Genomic DNA, 17,406 nt, shown 5'->3' with positions numbered 1-17,406 from the left:
TGCAGCGGTGAAAATTTGTGCAGTACGTATCCTGATGTTACAAATCTTTCCCTGATTCCCTCAGGGCTGAGTACACAGTAGCGTCCCTCACTGACATTTGTAACCCGCTAAAGGTCGTTCACTGGCTTTTTGCTCGTCATACTCAAAGCTACAGGCGCGATATTCTACGTGAAAACGGATTAAACGGCAGGTCAAACAGAGTATCTTTGCAAATATTTTTTCACATTGGTGTCAAGCGGCTGAGAGGAAGCAAAAAAATCCCCCTGACCGCCCGTCACACCGCGCTCTGTCAACATCTGCCATTCGCTTCTGGAGCGCACGCCCGTGGCAAAGACTTGTGTTCGCGTTCCCTTGCACGCTTCCACCAGACTCTGTACCAGCAGCTGGTTTTCCGTGCGCTTTTCAATGTTCCTTACCAGCCCTGGATGCAGCTTTAATAACTCCACATCCAGTTCCTTAATCCAGTTAGTACTGACCAGCGTTAAACCCGCCTGCGTGACCGCGACACGGGCACCTAGCGCATTAATCAACCGTACTACCGGACGTAACCGGCTGATGTGTTGACCCACATCCGCCTCAGCAAGTTCAAAAATAATGTGTTTGCGTTGCGATTTTTCGCATTGCATTAATGTATCACGCAACCAGCGCTGAAAACGCGGGCGAATTAACGACTCCACGGTAACCTGTAGCGCCAGGTTTTCTTCGGGCCAGAAGGACAAAAACGGCATGAGTCGGGTGATCTGCTGGCGGTCATACTCTTCAGAAAGCCCAAACTGCAGCACCATTGGCAAATATTCCGCGGAGATGACCTCTTCCGTACCGTCAAAAATACGGCACATCAGCTCACGGTGATGAACGTTCCCGTTTTTCATCACCGCCGGTTTTTGATAAATGCGCGGCCCGCCGCGGCTGAGCATTTGCTCTATTAACGTTCTCCAGCGCACATTGCCGCGCCCTTTTTCCGGTAACGAATCGTCGTATACTGCCCAGCCGTTAGCGCCCTGCAACACGGCGTTGCGGGTTGCCGCTTCAGCATGTTCCATCACCTGTTCCGTCGACTGGCCGCCGCGCCAGGCACAGATGCCCATATGAACCATATCGTCCCTGTCGAGCATTTTGCTCTGCGGCAGCGCATCCACCGCTTTCAGCAGCTGGCTGGCGATGCTTTCTGACTCTTTCAGCGTACGGTGAGGCAGCAGCACGGCAAAGTCGCTGCGGTGATAACGGGCCAGCAGCGCACCCGGATAACGCATAATAAAGGTGGAGAGCAGGTTGATCAGCGTAAAGAGATTCTCTTCCGCCACGCGCTGTCCCCAGGTGTCGCGCAGCAGATCGAAATCGGGCAGGCGAATCATCATGACAACACCGTGCGTCCCGACTTTTTCCGGATCGTCCAGCAACGTGGCCAGTTGATTATCAAAGAAAAGACGGTTGTTCAGCCCGGTTTTATTATCCTGCGCAGCGTAAGAGCGGATCAGCGTGTCCATACGGCTGCGCTGGTCGCTGGCGAACTGAATTTCTGAGAGCAGCATATCCAGCGCACTGCTGGCACGTGCAGGCCATTCATGGATCGAGCCACGCACCTGCGGGCCGCGTTCACCGTTCAGTATTCGCACGGAACGCATCTCCAGCAGTTCCTGACCAGAGAGCTGACGGCGCAGCCAGCGAACCGCGAGAAAAATCAGCAGGACAATAAACGCGACGGCGACGGTGAGCGGCGCGGTGGTCATCATCGAGCGGAAGTAGCTGGCCATTGGATCGAGGTAGACCATGTTTATGGTCATGCCCGGGTTTTTAAGGGAGTGCACCGTCACTTCCCGGTACTGGCTTACCACGCCCGCAGGCCGATAGCTGTCCTGCCGGGCATGGCTTAAAACATTATGCTTTCCCTGCAGAATGTCGATTTGGACAATATCGACAGGCACCATCAACTCATCCAGCTCGCGGGACAGCGCCGGCAGCGGGGTGGTGAGGAGACGATTATCAATCACCGACGCGACAGACTGCACCCGATTAACCAGCTTGTCCTGAATGGCGTTATAAAAGCTCAGAGAACAGCCAAGGAGCGTGACAAAAATGGTCAGCCCCGTCAGTAAGGTGATAAAAGCCGAGAACTTCGTCGTTAATCGCATCCTTGAGATAACTCCGTGGGTTGAGGGGTTAGCGAGTAAGCGCTAACTTGCATTTCAAATGCGGCATACTATCAAACCTGGCGTATCTGGCAATTTATTGCGTTAAATCGGCATTGCTTTTCCCTGAGGGAGTATAGTCTTCAGGAGCTATTTTCCAATCATCTGAGTCGTGAGGACCCTGTATGCAGGCTTTGATCTTAGAACAGCAGGACGGCAAAACGCTTGCCTCGGTGCAGGCCGTTGAAGAGAGCCGACTGCCGGCAGGCGAAGTGACCGTCGACATCGACTGGTCCAGTTTAAATTATAAAGATGCGCTGGCTATTACCGGGAAGGGTAAAATCATCCGAAATTTCCCTATGGTGCCAGGTATCGATTTTGCGGGCCGGGTTCATGCGAGCGAAGATCCGCGCTTCCATGCCGGCCAGCAGGTGCTGCTCACGGGCTGGGGCGTGGGTGAAAATCACTGGGGTGGGCTGGCGACACAGGCGCGCGTGAAAGGCGACTGGCTGGTGCCGATGCCACAAGGCCTGGATGGTCGTAAAGCGATGATCATCGGTACCGCAGGCTTTACCGCCATGCTGTGCGTGATGGCGCTGGAAGATGCCGGTATTCGCCCTGAATCGGGTGAGATCGTCGTGACCGGTGCCAGCGGTGGTGTGGGCAGCACGGCGGTGACATTGCTGCACAAACTGGGTTACCAGGTTGCGGCAGTTTCCGGGCGCGAGAACACCCACGCGTACCTGCGTCAGCTCGGCGCTAATCGCATTCTGAGCCGCGACGAGTTTGCCGAAACCCGTCCACTGGAAAAACAGCTCTGGGCAGGTGCGGTAGATACCGTCGGTGACAAAGTGCTGGCAAAAGTGCTGGCGCAGATGAACTACGGCGGCTGCGTGGCAGCCTGTGGTCTGGCGGGCGGTTTTGCCCTGCCCACCACCGTGATGCCCTTTATTCTGCGTAACGTTCGCCTGCAGGGTGTTGATTCCGTGATGACCTCGGCGGCGCGCCGCATTGCAGCCTGGGAACGTCTGCAGCGCGATTTGCCGGACACGTTCTTTACTCAGAGCGCAACCGAAATCACGCTTAGCCAGGCGCCTGAATATGCCAGCAAGATCATGGACAACCAGTTCCACGGCCGCGCGCTGGTGAAAATTGCCTAATCTTCAAATTTTCGTGACATATTCGCGCTAATCCCTCTCCTCCGTCATGCTTAGAAAAACGCATGACGGAGGATGCCATGAAAACCCGAAAACTGACGGAAGCCGACGTAACGTCTGAATCTGTCTTTATGTTACAGCGCCGCCAGATCCTGAAAATGCTTGGCATCAGCGCCACCGCACTGACGCTTTCCCCTGCGGCTCATGCCGACCTGCTCGACTGGTTTAAAGGTAACGATCGCCCCAAAGCCCCTTCTGGCGCCCCACTCACCTTTACGAAGCCCGCTCAGTGGCAAAACACACTGACGCTCACGCCGGAAGACAAAGTGACCGGCTATAACAATTTCTACGAATTTGGTCTCGATAAGGCCGATCCTGCGGCCAACGCGGGGAGTATGAAAACCGATCCGTGGACGCTGAAAATCGACGGTGAAGTGGCAAAACCGCTGACGCTGGACCATCACGATCTCACCACCCGTTTTCCACTGGAAGAGCGTATCTACCGCATGCGCTGCGTGGAAGCCTGGTCGATGGTTGTGCCCTGGGTAGGCTTCCCGCTGCATAAACTGCTGGCGATGGTTGAACCCACCAGCAACGCAAAATATGTCTCTTTCCAGACGCGCTACGCCCCGGACGAGATGCCGGGCCAGAAAGATCGGTTTATCGGCGGTGGGCTTGCGTATCCGTATGTCGAAGGGTTACGGCTCGACGAAGCGATGCATCCTCTTACGCTGCTGACCGTCGGTGTTTACGGCAAAGCACTCCCGCCGCAGAACGGCGCGCCTGTTCGCTTAACGGTGCCGTGGAAGTATGGTTTTAAAGGGATTAAATCTATCGTCAGCATTAAGCTCACCCGCGAACGTCCACCCACGACCTGGAACCTGGCGGCGCCCGACGAATATGGCTTTTTTGCCAATGTGAACCCGCACGTCGATCATCCCCGCTGGTCGCAGGCCACCGAGCGATTTATCGGTTCCGGCGGCGCGCTGGATGTGAAGCGTCAGCCGACACTGCTGTTTAACGGCTACGCTGATGAAGTGGCGTCGCTTTACCGTGGCCTTAATTTACGGGAGAACTTCTGAGTGCGTTTAACGGCAAAACAGATAACCTGGCTGAAAGTGCTGTTGCACTTAGCCGGGTTGCTTCCTTTTATCTGGTTATTCTGGGCCGCCAGCCAGGGGCTTTTTAGCGCTGATCCGGCAAAGGATATCCAGCACTTTACCGGTCGGATGGCTCTGAAATTTTTACTGGCGACCTTGCTGGTGTCACCGTTAGCGCGCTACGCTAAACAGCCATTATTGATACGCACCCGCCGGCTTTTGGGGCTATGGTGTTTTGCCTGGGCGACGCTCCATTTGACCAGCTACGCCTTGCTGGAACTGGGCGTTAACAACCTGGCACTGCTGGGCCGCGAACTGGTTACCCGTCCGTACCTGACGTTAGGTATCGTGAGCTGGCTGGTGTTACTGGCATTAGCACTGACATCAACGCAATATGCACAACGTACATTGGGCAGGCGCTGGCAACTGCTGCACAACTTCGTCTATCTTGTCGCGATCCTCGCACCCATCCATTATCTGTGGTCGGTGAAGATCCTCTCCCCGCAGCCCATACTCTACGCGCTGCTGGCTGTGGCGCTTTTAGCATGGCGTTACAAGAAGTTCCGTCAGTGGTTGCGATAATTCGCGAAACTGTGCGTTTTCCCGCAGAATCCCTGTCAACCGCGAATCTTTTTCGGATAGCGGTTGATAATCTTCCCTGATAAGACCAGTATTTAGCTGCCAAATGCTACGAAATCGTTATAATGTGCGACTTTGGTTTACCCGACAGCGGTTTTAGGCCTCTGAAAAGGTGACAATCGTGCTTCGAAGGTATATTTTGTTTTTTACCGGAGAATCGCAGGAGATAGCGGCACAATGGCTGATAAGTTCCATATCTTAGTTTTAAACGGACCGAACCTGAACATGCTCGGCACCCGCGAGCCCGAGAAGTATGGCTCGCTAACATTGAGTGAAATTGTTAACCGTCTGAGCACGGAAGCAACGTCGCTGAATGTGGATTTGGATCATTTTCAGTCGAACGCGGAGTACGCAATCATCGACCGTATTCATCAGGCTAAAGACACTGTGGACTATATCCTGATCAATCCGGCCGCGTTTACGCACACCAGTGTTGCTATTCGCGACGCACTGCTCGCAGTGAGTATCCCGTTTATCGAGATCCACCTGAGCAACGTGCACGCCCGAGAGCCGTTCCGCCACCATTCCTATCTATCAGATATCGCCGCTGGCGTTATTTGCGGACTGGGCGCTGACGGCTATTCATACGCTTTACAGACAGCGGTAAAACGCTTGTCACAATCACACTAAACAAGAGTACGGAACCCACTCATGGATATTCGTAAGATTAAAAAACTGATCGAGCTGGTTGAAGAATCAGGCATCTCCGAACTGGAAATTTCTGAAGGCGAAGAGTCTGTACGCATCAGCCGTGCAGCCCCAGCCGCTAGCTTCCCGGTAATGCAGCAGGCTTATGCTGCGCCAGTGCAGCAGCCTGCGCTTTCCGCAGCCGTTGCACCAGCAGCTGAAGCCGCACCTGCCGCTGCAGCAGAAATCAGTGGTCACATCGTACGTTCCCCAATGGTTGGTACTTTCTACCGCACCCCGAGCCCGGACGCGAAAGCGTTCATCGAAGTGGGTCAGAAAGTCAACGCAGGCGATACCCTGTGCATCGTTGAAGCGATGAAAATGATGAACCAGATCGAAGCAGACAAATCAGGCACTGTGAAAGCGATTCTGGTCGAAAGTGGTCAGCCGGTTGAATTTGACGAGCCGCTGGTCGTCATCGAGTAACGAGGCGAACATGCTGGATAAAATTGTTATCGCCAACCGCGGCGAGATTGCACTGCGTATTCTTCGTGCCTGTAAAGAACTGGGCATCAAGACCGTCGCTGTGCACTCAAGCGCGGATCGCGATTTAAAACACGTATTGCTGGCGGATGAGACGGTCTGTATTGGCCCGGCTCCGTCCGTAAAAAGCTATCTGAACATCCCGGCTATCATCAGCGCCGCTGAAATCACCGGCGCGGTGGCAATTCATCCGGGTTATGGCTTCCTCTCTGAGAACGCCAACTTTGCTGAGCAGGTTGAGCGCTCTGGCTTTATCTTCATCGGCCCGAAAGCTGACACTATCCGCCTGATGGGCGACAAAGTGTCCGCAATCACCGCGATGAAAAAAGCCGGTGTTCCAACCGTACCGGGCTCTGACGGTCCTCTGACCGACGACATGGATGCTAACCGTGCTCATGCGAAACGCATTGGCTATCCGGTTATCATCAAGGCGTCCGGCGGCGGCGGCGGTCGCGGTATGCGCGTTGTGCGTAGCGATGCTGAACTGGCTCAGTCCATCTCCATGACCAAAGCGGAAGCGAAAGCAGCTTTCAGCAATGACATGGTGTACATGGAAAAATACCTGGAAAACCCACGCCACATCGAAATTCAGGTGCTGGCTGACGGTCAGGGTAACGCTATCTATCTGGCAGAACGTGACTGCTCCATGCAGCGTCGTCACCAGAAAGTGGTTGAAGAAGCGCCAGCACCGGGCATTACGCCGGAACTGCGTCGCTACATCGGCGAGCGTTGTGCTAAAGCCTGTGTCGATATCGGCTATCGCGGTGCGGGTACTTTCGAGTTCCTGTTCGAAAACGGCGAGTTCTACTTCATTGAGATGAATACCCGTATTCAGGTAGAACACCCGGTTACCGAAATGATTACCGGCGTTGACCTGATCAAAGAACAGCTGCGTATCGCTGCGGGTCAGCCTCTGTCCATCAAACAGGAAGAAGTTGTGGTCAAAGGCCATGCGGTGGAATGCCGTATCAACGCCGAAGACCCGAATACCTTCCTGCCAAGCCCGGGTAAAATCACGCGTTTCCACGCGCCGGGTGGCTTTGGTGTGCGTTGGGAGTCTCATATCTACGCGGGTTACACCGTACCGCCGTACTATGACTCCATGATCGGTAAGCTTATCTGCTACGGCGAAAACCGTGACGTGGCAATTGCCCGCATGAAGAACGCCCTGCAGGAGCTGATCATCGACGGTATCAAAACCAACGTTGAACTGCAGATGCGTATCATGAGCGACGAGCACTTCCAGAATGGTGGGACTAACATCCACTATCTGGAGAAAAAACTCGGTCTGCAAGAGAAGTAATCGCGCAGTCACGCCAAAAAGGCCGGATAATCCGGCCTTTTTTTATTTCTGGGGATCGGAAAGCCCCATCATGTACAATCCCCGCTTTATTCATCCACAAGGGACAAAAAATGGACAAGCGTTTTGTTCAGGCCCATAAAGAAGCGCGATGGGCGCTGTGGCTGACCCTTCTCTATCTTGCCGCATGGTTGGTGACCGCTTACTTACCTGACTCGGCTATTGGCATTACCGGCCTGCCTCACTGGTTCGAAATGGCCTGCCTGCTGGTGCCGCTGGTCTTTATCCTGCTGTGCTGGGCAATGGTGAAATTTATCTACCGGGATATCCCGCTGGAGGATGATGATGCAGCTTGAAGTCATTCTGCCGCTGGTCGCGTATCTGGTGGTCGTGTTTGGTTTGTCCGTTTATGCAATGCGTAAGAGAACCACCGGCACTTTCCTGAATGAGTATTTCCTCGGCAGTCGCTCGATGGGCGGTGTCGTGCTGGCCATGACGCTTACCGCCACCTATATCAGCGCCAGCTCGTTTATCGGTGGCCCCGGTGCAGCCTATAAATACGGGTTAGGTTGGGTGCTGCTGGCAATGATTCAGCTGCCTGCCGTCTGGCTCTCGCTGGGTATACTGGGTAAAAAGTTTGCCATTCTGGCACGCCGTTATAACGCCGTGACGCTCAACGATATGCTGTTTGCGCGCTACCAGAGCCGTCTGCTGGTGTGGCTGGCAAGCTTAAGCCTGCTGGTCGCGTTTATTGGTGCAATGACGGTGCAGTTCATCGGCGGGGCACGTCTGCTGGAAACCGCTGCAGGGATCCCCTATGAGACGGGCCTTATCATCTTTGGAGTGAGCATTGCGCTGTATACCGCCTTTGGCGGATTTCGCGCCAGCGTGCTGAACGATACGCTGCAGGGGATGGTGATGCTCGTTGGCACAATCGTTCTGCTGGTGGGAATTGTTCACGCCGCAGGTGGTCTGAGCCATGCCGTTGAAACTCTGGAAGCGATTGACCCGAAACTGATTTCCCCACAGGGTGCGGATGATATCCTTTCGCCAACATTTATGACGTCGTTCTGGGTGCTGGTGTGCTTTGGTGTTATTGGCCTGCCGCATACCGCCGTGCGTTGTATCTCGTATAAAGACAGCAAAGCCGTTCACCGGGGTATTATTATCGGGACGGTCGTTGTTGCAATCCTGATGTTCGGCATGCATCTGGCGGGTGCGTTAGGACGTGCGGTGATCCCCGACCTTACGGTTCCCGATTTGGTGATCCCGACCCTGATGGTCAAAGTGCTTCCGCCTTTTGCCGCGGGGATATTCCTCGCCGCGCCAATGGCCGCCATAATGTCGACCATTAACGCCCAGCTACTGCAGAGTTCCGCTACGATCATTAAAGATCTCTATCTGAACCTGCGTCCTGAGCAGGTTCAAAATGAACGACGCCTGAAGCGTATGTCGGCGGTGATTACGCTCGTTTTAGGCGCGCTGCTGCTGTTAGCCGCATGGCGTCCGCCGGAGATGATCATCTGGCTGAACCTGCTGGCGTTTGGCGGCCTTGAAGCCGTCTTCCTGTGGCCGCTGGTTTTGGGCCTCTATTGGGAGCGCGCCAACGCTGCCGGCGCCCTGAGCGGCATGATTGTCGGCGGTGTGCTGTATGCCGTGCTAGCTACATTTAAAATTCAGTACCTGGGCTTCCATCCTATTGTGCCTTCGTTACTGTTAAGTTTACTGGCGTTTGTGGTCGGGAACCGTTTCGGTCAGCCTGTCCCACAGCCCGCTACGATTTCTACTGATAAATAAAGAGTTTTGCCATGCCGTGGATCCAACTAAAACTGAATACAACCGGCGCTAACGCCGAAGAGCTAAGCGATGCGCTGATGGAAGCCGGTTCGGTCTCCATCACCTTCCAGGACACGCATGACACGCCGGTGTTTGAGCCACTGCCGGGCGAAACCCGCCTGTGGGGTGATACCGACGTTATTGGCCTGTTTGATGCAGAAACTGACATGAAAGAGGTTGTCGCGATCCTGGAAAATCATCCGCTGCTGGGTGCGGGTTTTGCACACAAAATCGAACAGCTGGAAGACAAAGACTGGGAACGTGAGTGGATGGATAACTTCCACCCAATGCAGTTCGGTAAACGTCTGTGGATCTGCCCGAGCTGGCGTGACGTTCCGGATGAAAACGCGGTAAACGTGATGCTGGATCCGGGCCTGGCATTTGGGACCGGTACTCACCCGACGACTTCTCTGTGCCTGCAGTGGCTGGACAGTCTGGATCTGGACGGCAAGACGGTGATCGACTTCGGATGCGGATCCGGGATCCTCGCTATCGCGGCGCTGAAACTGGGCGCGGCCAAAGCCATTGGGATCGATATCGATCCACAGGCTATTCAGGCCAGCCGTGATAACGCTGAACGCAACGGCGTTTCTGACCGCCTTGAACTGTATCTGCCGGATGCGCAGCCAGAAGCCATGAAAGCCGATGTGGTGGTGGCGAACATTCTGGCTGGCCCATTACGCGAACTGGCCCCGTTAATCAGCGTACTGCCCGTTGACGGCGGTCTGCTGGGACTTTCCGGGATCCTGGCAAGCCAGGCTGACAGCGTTTGCGAAGCCTATGCCGATCTTTTCGCCCTCGACCCGGTGGTCGAAAAAGAAGAGTGGTGTCGTATTACGGGCCGTAAAAAGTAAGCCATTGGCGTGGTCATCTGACCACGCCTCTCTTCCTCCGATAATCCTCTCCTCCCGCGCCCTTCTCCGGTAAAATACCCACACAAATCATATTGATAAAAATGGTTTGAACCACAATAATTCACCGGAAGAATACTATGACCCACTTTACTGGCAAGGCTGCGCTCTTTGCGCTGAGCATTATCTCGGCTTCAGCCTGCGCATCACACTGGAGCTACGAAGGCGAAGGCGCACCGGAACACTGGGGCGAACTGGACGAGGCCTACAAAACCTGTCAAAGCGGGATGAACCAGTCCCCCATCAACATTCAATCCACCGCGAACGCGCACCTCTCGCCGCTGCAAACACATTACATTGATGGCCCTGTGACGCTGACGAACAACGGCCACACCATTCAGGCAAGTGAAAAGCCGGAAACCCGCGATACCCTTACCCTCGATAAGCAAACCTGGACCCTGCAACAGTTCCATTTCCACGCGCCGAGCGAAAACACCGTGCATGGCAAGAAATTTGCGATGGAAATGCATCTGGTGCACAAAAACGCGGCCGGTGAGCTGGCGGTGGTGGCGGTCATGTTCGATAAAGGGGCCGCGAACCCGGAACTGAATAAGCTGTGGAGCGTCATGCCTGAGCAGGCCGAACAGAACGTCTCCATTAAGCAGGATCTCAATCTGAACAAGCTGATTCCAAAAGATAAAACGTACTGGCGCTTTAGCGGCTCGCTGACCACACCGCCGTGCTCAGAGGGGGTAACCTGGATTGTACTGAAGCACCCGCTGACCGTCTCTGCAGAGCAGCTTGAGAAATTCTCCCACACGATGCACCACGAAAATAACCGCCCGGTACAACCCCTTCATGGTCGCGTAGTGGTCGAATAATGCGCATTTTTCGCATGCAGATCATGTTCTAAAATGCGACTCAGATCGCAAACAAGCGGGATAATCTGCTGCTAAAAACAGCAGATTATCCCGCTCAAGTGATGCATTTATTCAGAAATGATGAGAAGTTACGGGAAATTGTAAGCGGCTATAAAATAATCATTCCATCATAACTTTATGATTTAACAGGTTTATAATTTTCACCTGAAGGACAGAGCGGCGATTCCTTGATCTACAACAGTGGATTGTTCAAAGTTTGGCCTTTCATCTCGTGCAAAAAATGCGTAATATACGCCGCCTTGCAGTCACAGTATGGTCATTTCTTAACTCATGCGCATCGGACACTACCAGCTCAGAAATCGCCTGATCGCAGCCCCAATGGCAGGTATTACCGACCGGCCGTTCAGGACGCTGTGCTATGAGATGGGGGCAGGTTTAACCGTTTCCGAGATGATGTCGTCTAACCCACAGGTGTGGGAAAGCGATAAGTCCCGCCTTCGGATGGTGCACGTTGATGAACCAGGTATTCGCACCGTGCAAATTGCCGGAAGCGTGCCTGAAGAGATGGCAGATGCCGCGCGGATTAACGTGGAAAGTGGCGCCCAGATTATTGATATCAATATGGGTTGCCCGGCCAAGAAAGTGAATCGCAAGCTTGCAGGTTCAGCCCTTCTGCAATACCCCGACCAGGTGAAGTCTATCCTGACCGCGGTTGTCAGCGCAGTGGACGTTCCTGTTACGTTGAAGATTCGCACGGGTTGGTCGCCGGAACACCGTAACTGTGTAGAGATTGCCCAACTGGCCGAAGACTGTGGCATTCAGGCCCTGACCATCCATGGACGCACTCGCGCCTGTTTGTTCAATGGTGAAGCTGAATACGACAGCATTCGGGCAGTTAAGCAGAAAGTTTCCATTCCGGTTATCGCGAATGGTGACATTACTGACCCGCTTAAAGCCAGAGCTGTGCTCGACTATACGGGAGCTGATGCTCTGATGATAGGACGTGCCGCTCAGGGAAGACCCTGGATCTTTCGGGAAATCCAGCATTATCTGGACACTGGGGAGTTGCTTGCCCCACTGCCACTGGCAGAGGTAAAGCGCTTGCTTTGTTCGCATGTTCGGGAATTGCATGACTTTTATGGTCAGGCAAAAGGGTACCGAATTGCGCGTAAACACGTATCCTGGTATCTCCAGGAGCACGCTCCAAATGACCAGTTTCGGCGCACATTCAACGCCATAGAGGATGCCAGCGTACAGCTGGAGGCGTTGGAGGCATACTTCGAAAATCTTGCGTAATGAAATAAAGAGCTGACAGAACTATGTTCGAACAACGCGTAAATTCTGACGTACTGACCGTTTCTACCGTTAACTCTCAGGATCAGGTAACTCAAAAGCCCCTGCGTGACTCGGTTAAACAGGCACTGAAGAACTATTTTGCTCAACTGAACGGTCAGGATGTTAATGACCTGTATGAGCTGGTACTGGCTGAAGTTGAACAGCCACTGTTGGACATGGTGATGCAATACACCCGCGGTAACCAAACCCGCGCTGCCCTGATGATGGGTATCAACCGTGGTACACTGCGTAAGAAACTGAAAAAATACGGCATGAACTAATTTCGGTTAGCGAAATGCTTGTTTAAAAAGGCGCTACCTGGCATGGGGATGCGCCTTTTTTATTGCCCGCGCCTGTCACCGTCAAGGCTGTGTAAACCTTCGTTTATCCCCCTTTTAAACCGCAACTTTTCGTGTATATTTCCACCACCTCACTGAACCTCTTTACCCGGAATGACACGCATGATTCGTAAATACTGGTGGCTGGTTGTATTTGCTGTCTCGGTTTTCCTCTTCGACGCGCTCCTGATGCAGTGGATTGAACTGATGAGCACTGAAGCCGATAAGTGTCGCAATATGAATTCCGTAAATCCGCTAAAATTAGTGAACTGCTCAGAACTCGACTAACCGCCTGACGCCGCTAAACTCACTGTTATGACCCACTAAAAACGGGGATTTAAATCCCTTTGAGCCGTTACCTTACGATGATAATGTCTCGCCCTTCTCAACCGCGCCTGCGTAACCTCACACTCGAGTAGAACCGATCATGCTGGTTAGCCAATACAACCATATCCTCGTCGTCCTCTCCTTTGTTGTTGCTATCCTTGCTGCCTATACCGCGCTGAATATGGCTGCACGTGTTGCCGGGAGTCAGGGCGTGGCTGCGCGCGTCTGGCTGGCCGGCGGCGGTATTGCCATGGGGATTGGCGTGTGGGCCATGCATTTTATCGGCATGCTGGCGATGGACCTCTCCATGAGCATGCGCTACAACGCGACCCTGACGGTGCTATCCATGGTTATCGCCGTGGGCTCGTCACTGTTTGCGCTGTGGCTCGTTAGCTGTGAGCAGTTACGTTTGCGCCGTCTGCTGCCCGGTGCGTTAGTGATGGGCTGTGGCATTGTGGCGATGCATTACACCGGCATGGCGGCGCTGGAAGTCTCTCCCGGTATTATCTGGGACAAAAAATGGGTGGTCATTTCGGTTGTCATTGCGCTTGCGGCTTCGCTTGCCGCATTATGGCTGACGTTCCGCTTGCGGCATGAAGCATCTCAGGTGTCGCTGATGCGTCTTGCCGCCGCCGTTACGATGGGGATCGCCATTGCCGGTATGCACTATGCCGGGATGAAAGCCGCTCAGTTCCCCATGTCGACCATGACACACCATGAAGGTATTAACGGCAGCTGGCTGGCAGTACTGGTCAGCGTCGTCGCACTCGCCATACTGGGGATCACGCTGCTGGTCTCGATGCTGGATGCCCGCCTTCAGGCACGGACCTCTCTTCTGGCCTCATCCCTTGCAGAAGCGAACCGCGAACTCGCTCAACTGGCTTTGCAGGATACGCTGACGCGTCTGCCGAACCGTGTTTTGCTGGAGGACCGACTCGATCAGGCCATCAGCAAAGCTGACCGTGAAGGCACCCATTTTGCACTGATGTTCATGGATCTCGACGGGTTTAAAACCATCAACGATGCGTACGGCCATGATGTCGGTGACAGACTGCTTGTCGCCGTGACGCAGCGCCTGCTCACGCCCCTGAAGGGTCAGTTCACCCTTGCCCGTATCGGTGGTGATGAGTTTGTTCTGCTGGCTGAAGGAGAAGGTCCGGATGATGCGGCCTCACTGGCCAACTCGCTGGTTCGCGCTATCGATAGCCCATTCAATCTGGATCCCTATGAACTGGTGGTAACCCTTAGCATTGGTATCGCGCTCTATCCCCACGACGGTAAAACCGAGCGCGAGCTGATGTTTAACGCCGATGCGGCGATGTACCACACGAAGCACATGGGCCGAAACGGTTATCATTTTTTCCAGCCCTCCATGAACACCCTGGCGCAGACCCATCTCCAGTTGATGAACGATCTGTGGCTGGCTATCGATCGTAATGAACTGCGCCTGCTTTATCAGCCAAAATTCCACGCACCGGCGGGTCCTGTCCTTGGGTTCGAGGCGCTATTGCGCTGGCAACACCCGAAGCAGGGATTGCTGACGCCAGACCTGTTCCTGCCGCTGGCGGAAAAAACGGGGCTGATCATCCCGATTGGCAACTGGGTACTTAATGAGGCCTGCCGTCAGTTGCGGGAGTGGCACCTTCAGGGGCATCAAAACTGGTCGATGGCGGTGAACCTGTCGACACTGCAGTTTGAACAACCTTCACTGGTTAAAACGGTGCTCGACTGCCTGACGCGTCACAACGTACCGCCGGAGATGCTGATCCTTGAAGTGACGGAAACCACGGCGATGAGCAACCCGGATGAGAGTGTGCGCGTGCTGACAGAGCTGACGGACGCGGGCGTGAAAGCGTCCATTGATGATTTTGGTACCGGTTATTCCAGCCTGCTTTATCTCAAGCGCCTGCCGGCCTGTGAATTGAAAATCGACAGAGCGTTCGTGAAAGAGTTAAGCGGTGAAAGCGAAGACGCCACCATTGTCTCAGCGATTGTGGCCCTGGCAAAAACGCTAAATCTGAAAGTCGTGGCGGAAGGGGTGGAAACCGAAGCACAGCAAACCTTTTTGACGGCGCTGGGCTGCAACACGCTTCAGGGCTATCTGTTGGGCAAACCGGTCAGTGCACAGACCATCGAAACGCTCTGCGCGCAAGGGGAAATGTTACCTGGCGCTGAGCTAAAATCATCCTCATGAGGCGACACCCGCACGACAGGGAGTGTCGCCAGAATGCTATCGACCAGCGCAGGAGCCTGCTGATAAAGATTAAAGCTGCTGTTATTCATTAACCAGTTTTTAATGATTCCGCTGAAAAAACCGTGGAAAACAATCAGGGTCAGATCAACATTTACCTGTGACGAAATGAGGTTCCGCGAAATACAGTCCTGCAACGTGGCACGTAAAGACTCATAATTAAAACCAATACGTTTTCTGATTTCATACTCTGAAATCATATCGCTATTAAATTCACACTTATGATACAAAATTTCCAAAAGAGCGCATTGCCGAGGCTCATGTGCAATATATTGCAACGCAGCAATAAATTGCTCACGAAGCATTAGCAACGGATCGCTGCCCGCAGAAAGAGAAAGTCTGTCACAAATGATGTCACGAAACGGTAATTGCTGTTCCCAGATGGCATTAAATATTTCTGATTTACTGGTAAAATGCCAATAGATGGCACCCCGTGTAACATTTGCTGCATCCGCGATATCCGTCAGCGTCGTGTTCGCCACGCCCCGCGTCGCAAACTGCCCGATAGCCGCTTCAATCAGCTGCTGACGGGTCTGTTGAGCCTCTTCTTTCTTTTTACGCGCCATAAACGACTACTCGTTACTCACAAGGTTTATATTTACACAGATCAGGTACACGAAAGTATTCACTACTTTGCGTTTTAATTTTGCACAAAAAAAGTCAAATCGCTTAATTAATAATTTAGACAAATGCATAGATATAATTAAATTCATGAGATGAATAATTGAGCCACGTTAAATGCCATTTATCTGATTAACCAGCCAGAAGTATATCCCCGCTAACACCAGGTTTGATTCTGATTTTTGCCTTAAGGCCTGTTCATTCGCACTTATAAATTAAAAAACATTAATTACCCTCATTATTATACGCCCTACATTTTATTTTTATCCCTCTGCCCTGCTACCGATTCACGGCAAATATCGGTTCATGGGTATTTAAAGGAACAGTAATGACGAATTATTTCAGACGTTTGCCCTTATCCGGTTTTATTGTCTGCGCGGTACTGCTCGCTGGATGCGATGGTCAGGAAAACCAACCACCACATCCGCAGGCGCCTCAGGTCAGCGTGCATATAGTGAAAAGCGCCCCTCTGGCTGTCACCACCGAACTCCCGGGCAGAACAGATGCCTTTCGCGTTGCGGAGGTTCGTCCTCAGGTGAGCGGCATCATATTGCGTCGTAACTTCACAGAGGGAAGTGATGTAAAAGCCGGCGAGTCACTTTATCAGATCGATCCTGCCACCTATCAGGCCGCGTATGACAACGCGAAAGGTGAACTCGCGAAGGCCCAGGCGGCGGCTAACATTGCGCACCTGACGGTAAAACGTTATCTCACGCTGGTTGGCACGCAGTATGTCAGCAAGCAGGAATACGACCAGGCCGTGGCGACAGCGCAGCAAGCAGATGCCAGCGTCGTTGCCGCACAGGCAGGCGTTGAAAGCGCGCGCATTAATCTTGCCTATACCAAAGTGACGTCTCCCGTCGAGGGTCGCATCGGTAAATCCAGCGTCACCGAAGGCGCACTGGTGACCAACGGGCAAGCCGCAGCCCTGGCAACGGTTCAGCAGCTTGATCCGATGTATGTCGACGTTACCCAGTCCAGCAGTGATTTTATGCGTCTGAAGCAGACGAGCCTGCAAAAAGGAGAGGCCACCAGCACCGTTGAGCTGGTGATGGAGAATGGTCAGCCCTACCCGTTGAAAGGTACGCTACAGTTCTCGGATGTCACGGTCGACGAAAGTACCGGCTCTATCACCTTGCGCGCGATTTTCCCAAACCCACAGCACCTGCTGTTGCCTGGCATGTTTGTCCGGGCCCGCATTGATGAAGGCACACAGCCTGATGCGATTCTGGTCCCACAACAAGGCGTGACCCGCACGCCGCGCGGTGATGCATCCGTTCTGGTGGTTAACGATAAAAACCAGGTTGAGTCACGTACCGTCGTTGCCCCTCAGGCGATTGGCGATCGCTGGCTGGTGACGGAAGGGCTGAAAAATGGCGACCGCGTCATTGTCAGCGGCTTACAAAAAGTCAGACCGGGCGCTACCGTCGTCGCGACGCCTGATACCACCACGACTCCAGCCGGTTAAGGG

General features: G+C 53.5%; 17 protein-coding genes. 15 read left to right on the top strand and 2 right to left on the bottom strand.

Annotated elements, in window-relative coordinates:
* Positions 1-191 precede the first annotated feature (191 nt).
* Entirely contained in the window at positions 192-2,132 is a 1,941-nt protein-coding gene (csrD, locus tag AM410_RS09390) for an RNase E specificity factor CsrD (protein WP_073396292.1), read from the bottom strand.
* A gap of 182 nt (positions 2,133-2,314) precedes the next feature.
* On the opposite strand from csrD, the gene acuI reads away from it, so the two are divergent.
* From acuI to AM410_RS09315, 14 genes are all read left to right on the top strand, one after another.
* Positions 2,315-3,289: an acrylyl-CoA reductase (NADPH) gene (gene acuI, locus AM410_RS09385; RefSeq protein WP_073396290.1), complete on the top strand. Its 975-nt coding sequence runs from the start codon at positions 2,315-2,317 to the stop codon at positions 3,287-3,289.
* A 77-nt stretch (positions 3,290-3,366) separates the two neighbouring features.
* Positions 3,367-4,368: a protein-methionine-sulfoxide reductase catalytic subunit MsrP gene (msrP, locus tag AM410_RS09380; protein ID WP_020883504.1), complete on the top strand. Its 1,002-nt coding sequence runs from the start codon at positions 3,367-3,369 to the stop codon at positions 4,366-4,368.
* Entirely contained in the window at positions 4,369-4,968 is a 600-nt protein-coding gene (msrQ, locus tag AM410_RS09375) for a protein-methionine-sulfoxide reductase heme-binding subunit MsrQ (protein WP_020883503.1), read from the top strand.
* Positions 4,969-5,202: 234 nt separating this feature from the next.
* The gene (gene aroQ, locus AM410_RS09370; protein ID WP_014171865.1) at positions 5,203-5,655 is read left to right on the top strand and encodes a type II 3-dehydroquinate dehydratase; all 453 of its coding nucleotides are present in this window, start codon (positions 5,203-5,205) and stop codon (positions 5,653-5,655) included.
* A gap of 21 nt (positions 5,656-5,676) precedes the next feature.
* Positions 5,677-6,138, top strand: coding sequence for an acetyl-CoA carboxylase biotin carboxyl carrier protein (gene accB, locus AM410_RS09360; protein ID WP_014171866.1), 462 nt, complete (start codon positions 5,677-5,679; stop codon positions 6,136-6,138).
* Positions 6,139-6,148: 10 nt separating this feature from the next.
* On the top strand, positions 6,149-7,498 hold the full coding sequence (gene accC / locus AM410_RS09355) for an acetyl-CoA carboxylase biotin carboxylase subunit (RefSeq protein ID WP_020883502.1): 1,350 nt from the start codon (positions 6,149-6,151) through the stop codon (positions 7,496-7,498).
* A gap of 110 nt (positions 7,499-7,608) precedes the next feature.
* Complete coding sequence (locus AM410_RS09350) at positions 7,609-7,851, top strand: YhdT family protein (protein WP_006178860.1); 243 nt, start codon at positions 7,609-7,611, stop codon at positions 7,849-7,851.
* The gene (gene panF, locus AM410_RS09345) at positions 7,841-9,292 is read left to right on the top strand and encodes a sodium/pantothenate symporter (protein WP_020883501.1); all 1,452 of its coding nucleotides are present in this window, start codon (positions 7,841-7,843) and stop codon (positions 9,290-9,292) included. The genes AM410_RS09350 and panF overlap by 11 nt, the downstream gene beginning before the upstream one ends.
* Positions 9,293-9,303: 11 nt before the next feature.
* Positions 9,304-10,185, top strand: coding sequence for a 50S ribosomal protein L11 methyltransferase (prmA, locus tag AM410_RS09340; protein WP_014171869.1), 882 nt, complete (start codon positions 9,304-9,306; stop codon positions 10,183-10,185).
* A 137-nt stretch (positions 10,186-10,322) separates the two neighbouring features.
* Positions 10,323-11,063 (top strand): carbonic anhydrase, encoded by a 741-nt coding sequence (locus tag AM410_RS09335; protein WP_108647750.1) that lies wholly within the window; start codon positions 10,323-10,325, stop codon positions 11,061-11,063.
* A gap of 330 nt (positions 11,064-11,393) precedes the next feature.
* Positions 11,394-12,359: a tRNA dihydrouridine synthase DusB gene (dusB, locus tag AM410_RS09330; protein ID WP_014171871.1), complete on the top strand. Its 966-nt coding sequence runs from the start codon at positions 11,394-11,396 to the stop codon at positions 12,357-12,359.
* Between the two features lie 23 nt (positions 12,360-12,382).
* Entirely contained in the window at positions 12,383-12,679 is a 297-nt protein-coding gene (gene fis, locus AM410_RS09325) for a DNA-binding transcriptional regulator Fis (RefSeq protein WP_000462905.1), read from the top strand.
* A gap of 180 nt (positions 12,680-12,859) precedes the next feature.
* The gene (locus tag AM410_RS09320; RefSeq protein WP_020883498.1) at positions 12,860-13,024 is read left to right on the top strand and encodes a DUF2556 family protein; all 165 of its coding nucleotides are present in this window, start codon (positions 12,860-12,862) and stop codon (positions 13,022-13,024) included.
* A 139-nt stretch (positions 13,025-13,163) separates the two neighbouring features.
* Positions 13,164-15,257, top strand: a complete 2,094-nt coding sequence (locus AM410_RS09315; protein WP_108647748.1) for a putative bifunctional diguanylate cyclase/phosphodiesterase — start codon at positions 13,164-13,166, stop codon at positions 15,255-15,257.
* Here the strand turns inward: AM410_RS09315 and envR are convergent.
* Complete coding sequence (envR, locus tag AM410_RS09310; protein ID WP_108647746.1) at positions 15,161-15,880, bottom strand: acrEF/envCD operon transcriptional regulator; 720 nt, start codon at positions 15,878-15,880, stop codon at positions 15,161-15,163. The genes AM410_RS09315 and envR overlap by 97 nt on opposite strands.
* A 383-nt stretch (positions 15,881-16,263) precedes the next feature.
* Between envR and AM410_RS09305 the strand changes: the two genes are divergently transcribed.
* Positions 16,264-17,403 carry an efflux RND transporter periplasmic adaptor subunit gene (locus tag AM410_RS09305; protein ID WP_047355525.1) on the top strand — a complete coding sequence of 380 codons (1,140 nt, stop codon included), beginning with the start codon at positions 16,264-16,266 and terminating at the stop codon, positions 17,401-17,403.
* Positions 17,404-17,406 lie beyond the last annotated feature (3 nt).

The sequence above is a fragment of the Enterobacter cloacae complex sp. FDA-CDC-AR_0164 genome, assembly GCF_003071645.1.
GTDB lineage: Bacteria > Pseudomonadota > Gammaproteobacteria > Enterobacterales > Enterobacteriaceae > Enterobacter > Enterobacter ludwigii.
This window is presented reverse-complemented; position numbering and strand designations above follow the sequence as displayed.

Bases quoted from the DNA above. Each gene is read 5' to 3' on its own strand.
- csrD (WP_073396292.1), bottom strand. From the start codon at position 2,132: ATGCGATTAACGACGAAGTTCTCGGCTTTTATCACCTTACTGACGGGG.
- acuI (WP_073396290.1), top strand. From the start codon at position 2,315: ATGCAGGCTTTGATCTTAGAACAGCAGGACGGCAAAACGCTTGCCTCG.
- msrP (WP_020883504.1), top strand. From the start codon at position 3,367: ATGAAAACCCGAAAACTGACGGAAGCCGACGTAACGTCTGAATCTGTC.
- aroQ (WP_014171865.1), top strand. From the start codon at position 5,203: ATGGCTGATAAGTTCCATATCTTAGTTTTAAACGGACCGAACCTGAAC.
- accB (WP_014171866.1), top strand. From the start codon at position 5,677: ATGGATATTCGTAAGATTAAAAAACTGATCGAGCTGGTTGAAGAATCA.
- accC (WP_020883502.1), top strand. From the start codon at position 6,149: ATGCTGGATAAAATTGTTATCGCCAACCGCGGCGAGATTGCACTGCGT.
- AM410_RS09350 (WP_006178860.1), top strand. From the start codon at position 7,609: ATGGACAAGCGTTTTGTTCAGGCCCATAAAGAAGCGCGATGGGCGCTG.
- panF (WP_020883501.1), top strand. From the start codon at position 7,841: ATGCAGCTTGAAGTCATTCTGCCGCTGGTCGCGTATCTGGTGGTCGTG.
- prmA (WP_014171869.1), top strand. From the start codon at position 9,304: ATGCCGTGGATCCAACTAAAACTGAATACAACCGGCGCTAACGCCGAA.
- AM410_RS09335 (WP_108647750.1), top strand. From the start codon at position 10,323: ATGACCCACTTTACTGGCAAGGCTGCGCTCTTTGCGCTGAGCATTATC.
- dusB (WP_014171871.1), top strand. From the start codon at position 11,394: ATGCGCATCGGACACTACCAGCTCAGAAATCGCCTGATCGCAGCCCCA.
- fis (WP_000462905.1), top strand. From the start codon at position 12,383: ATGTTCGAACAACGCGTAAATTCTGACGTACTGACCGTTTCTACCGTT.
- AM410_RS09320 (WP_020883498.1), top strand. From the start codon at position 12,860: ATGATTCGTAAATACTGGTGGCTGGTTGTATTTGCTGTCTCGGTTTTC.
- AM410_RS09315 (WP_108647748.1), top strand. From the start codon at position 13,164: ATGCTGGTTAGCCAATACAACCATATCCTCGTCGTCCTCTCCTTTGTT.
- envR (WP_108647746.1), bottom strand. From the start codon at position 15,880: ATGGCGCGTAAAAAGAAAGAAGAGGCTCAACAGACCCGTCAGCAGCTG.
- AM410_RS09305 (WP_047355525.1), top strand. From the start codon at position 16,264: ATGACGAATTATTTCAGACGTTTGCCCTTATCCGGTTTTATTGTCTGC.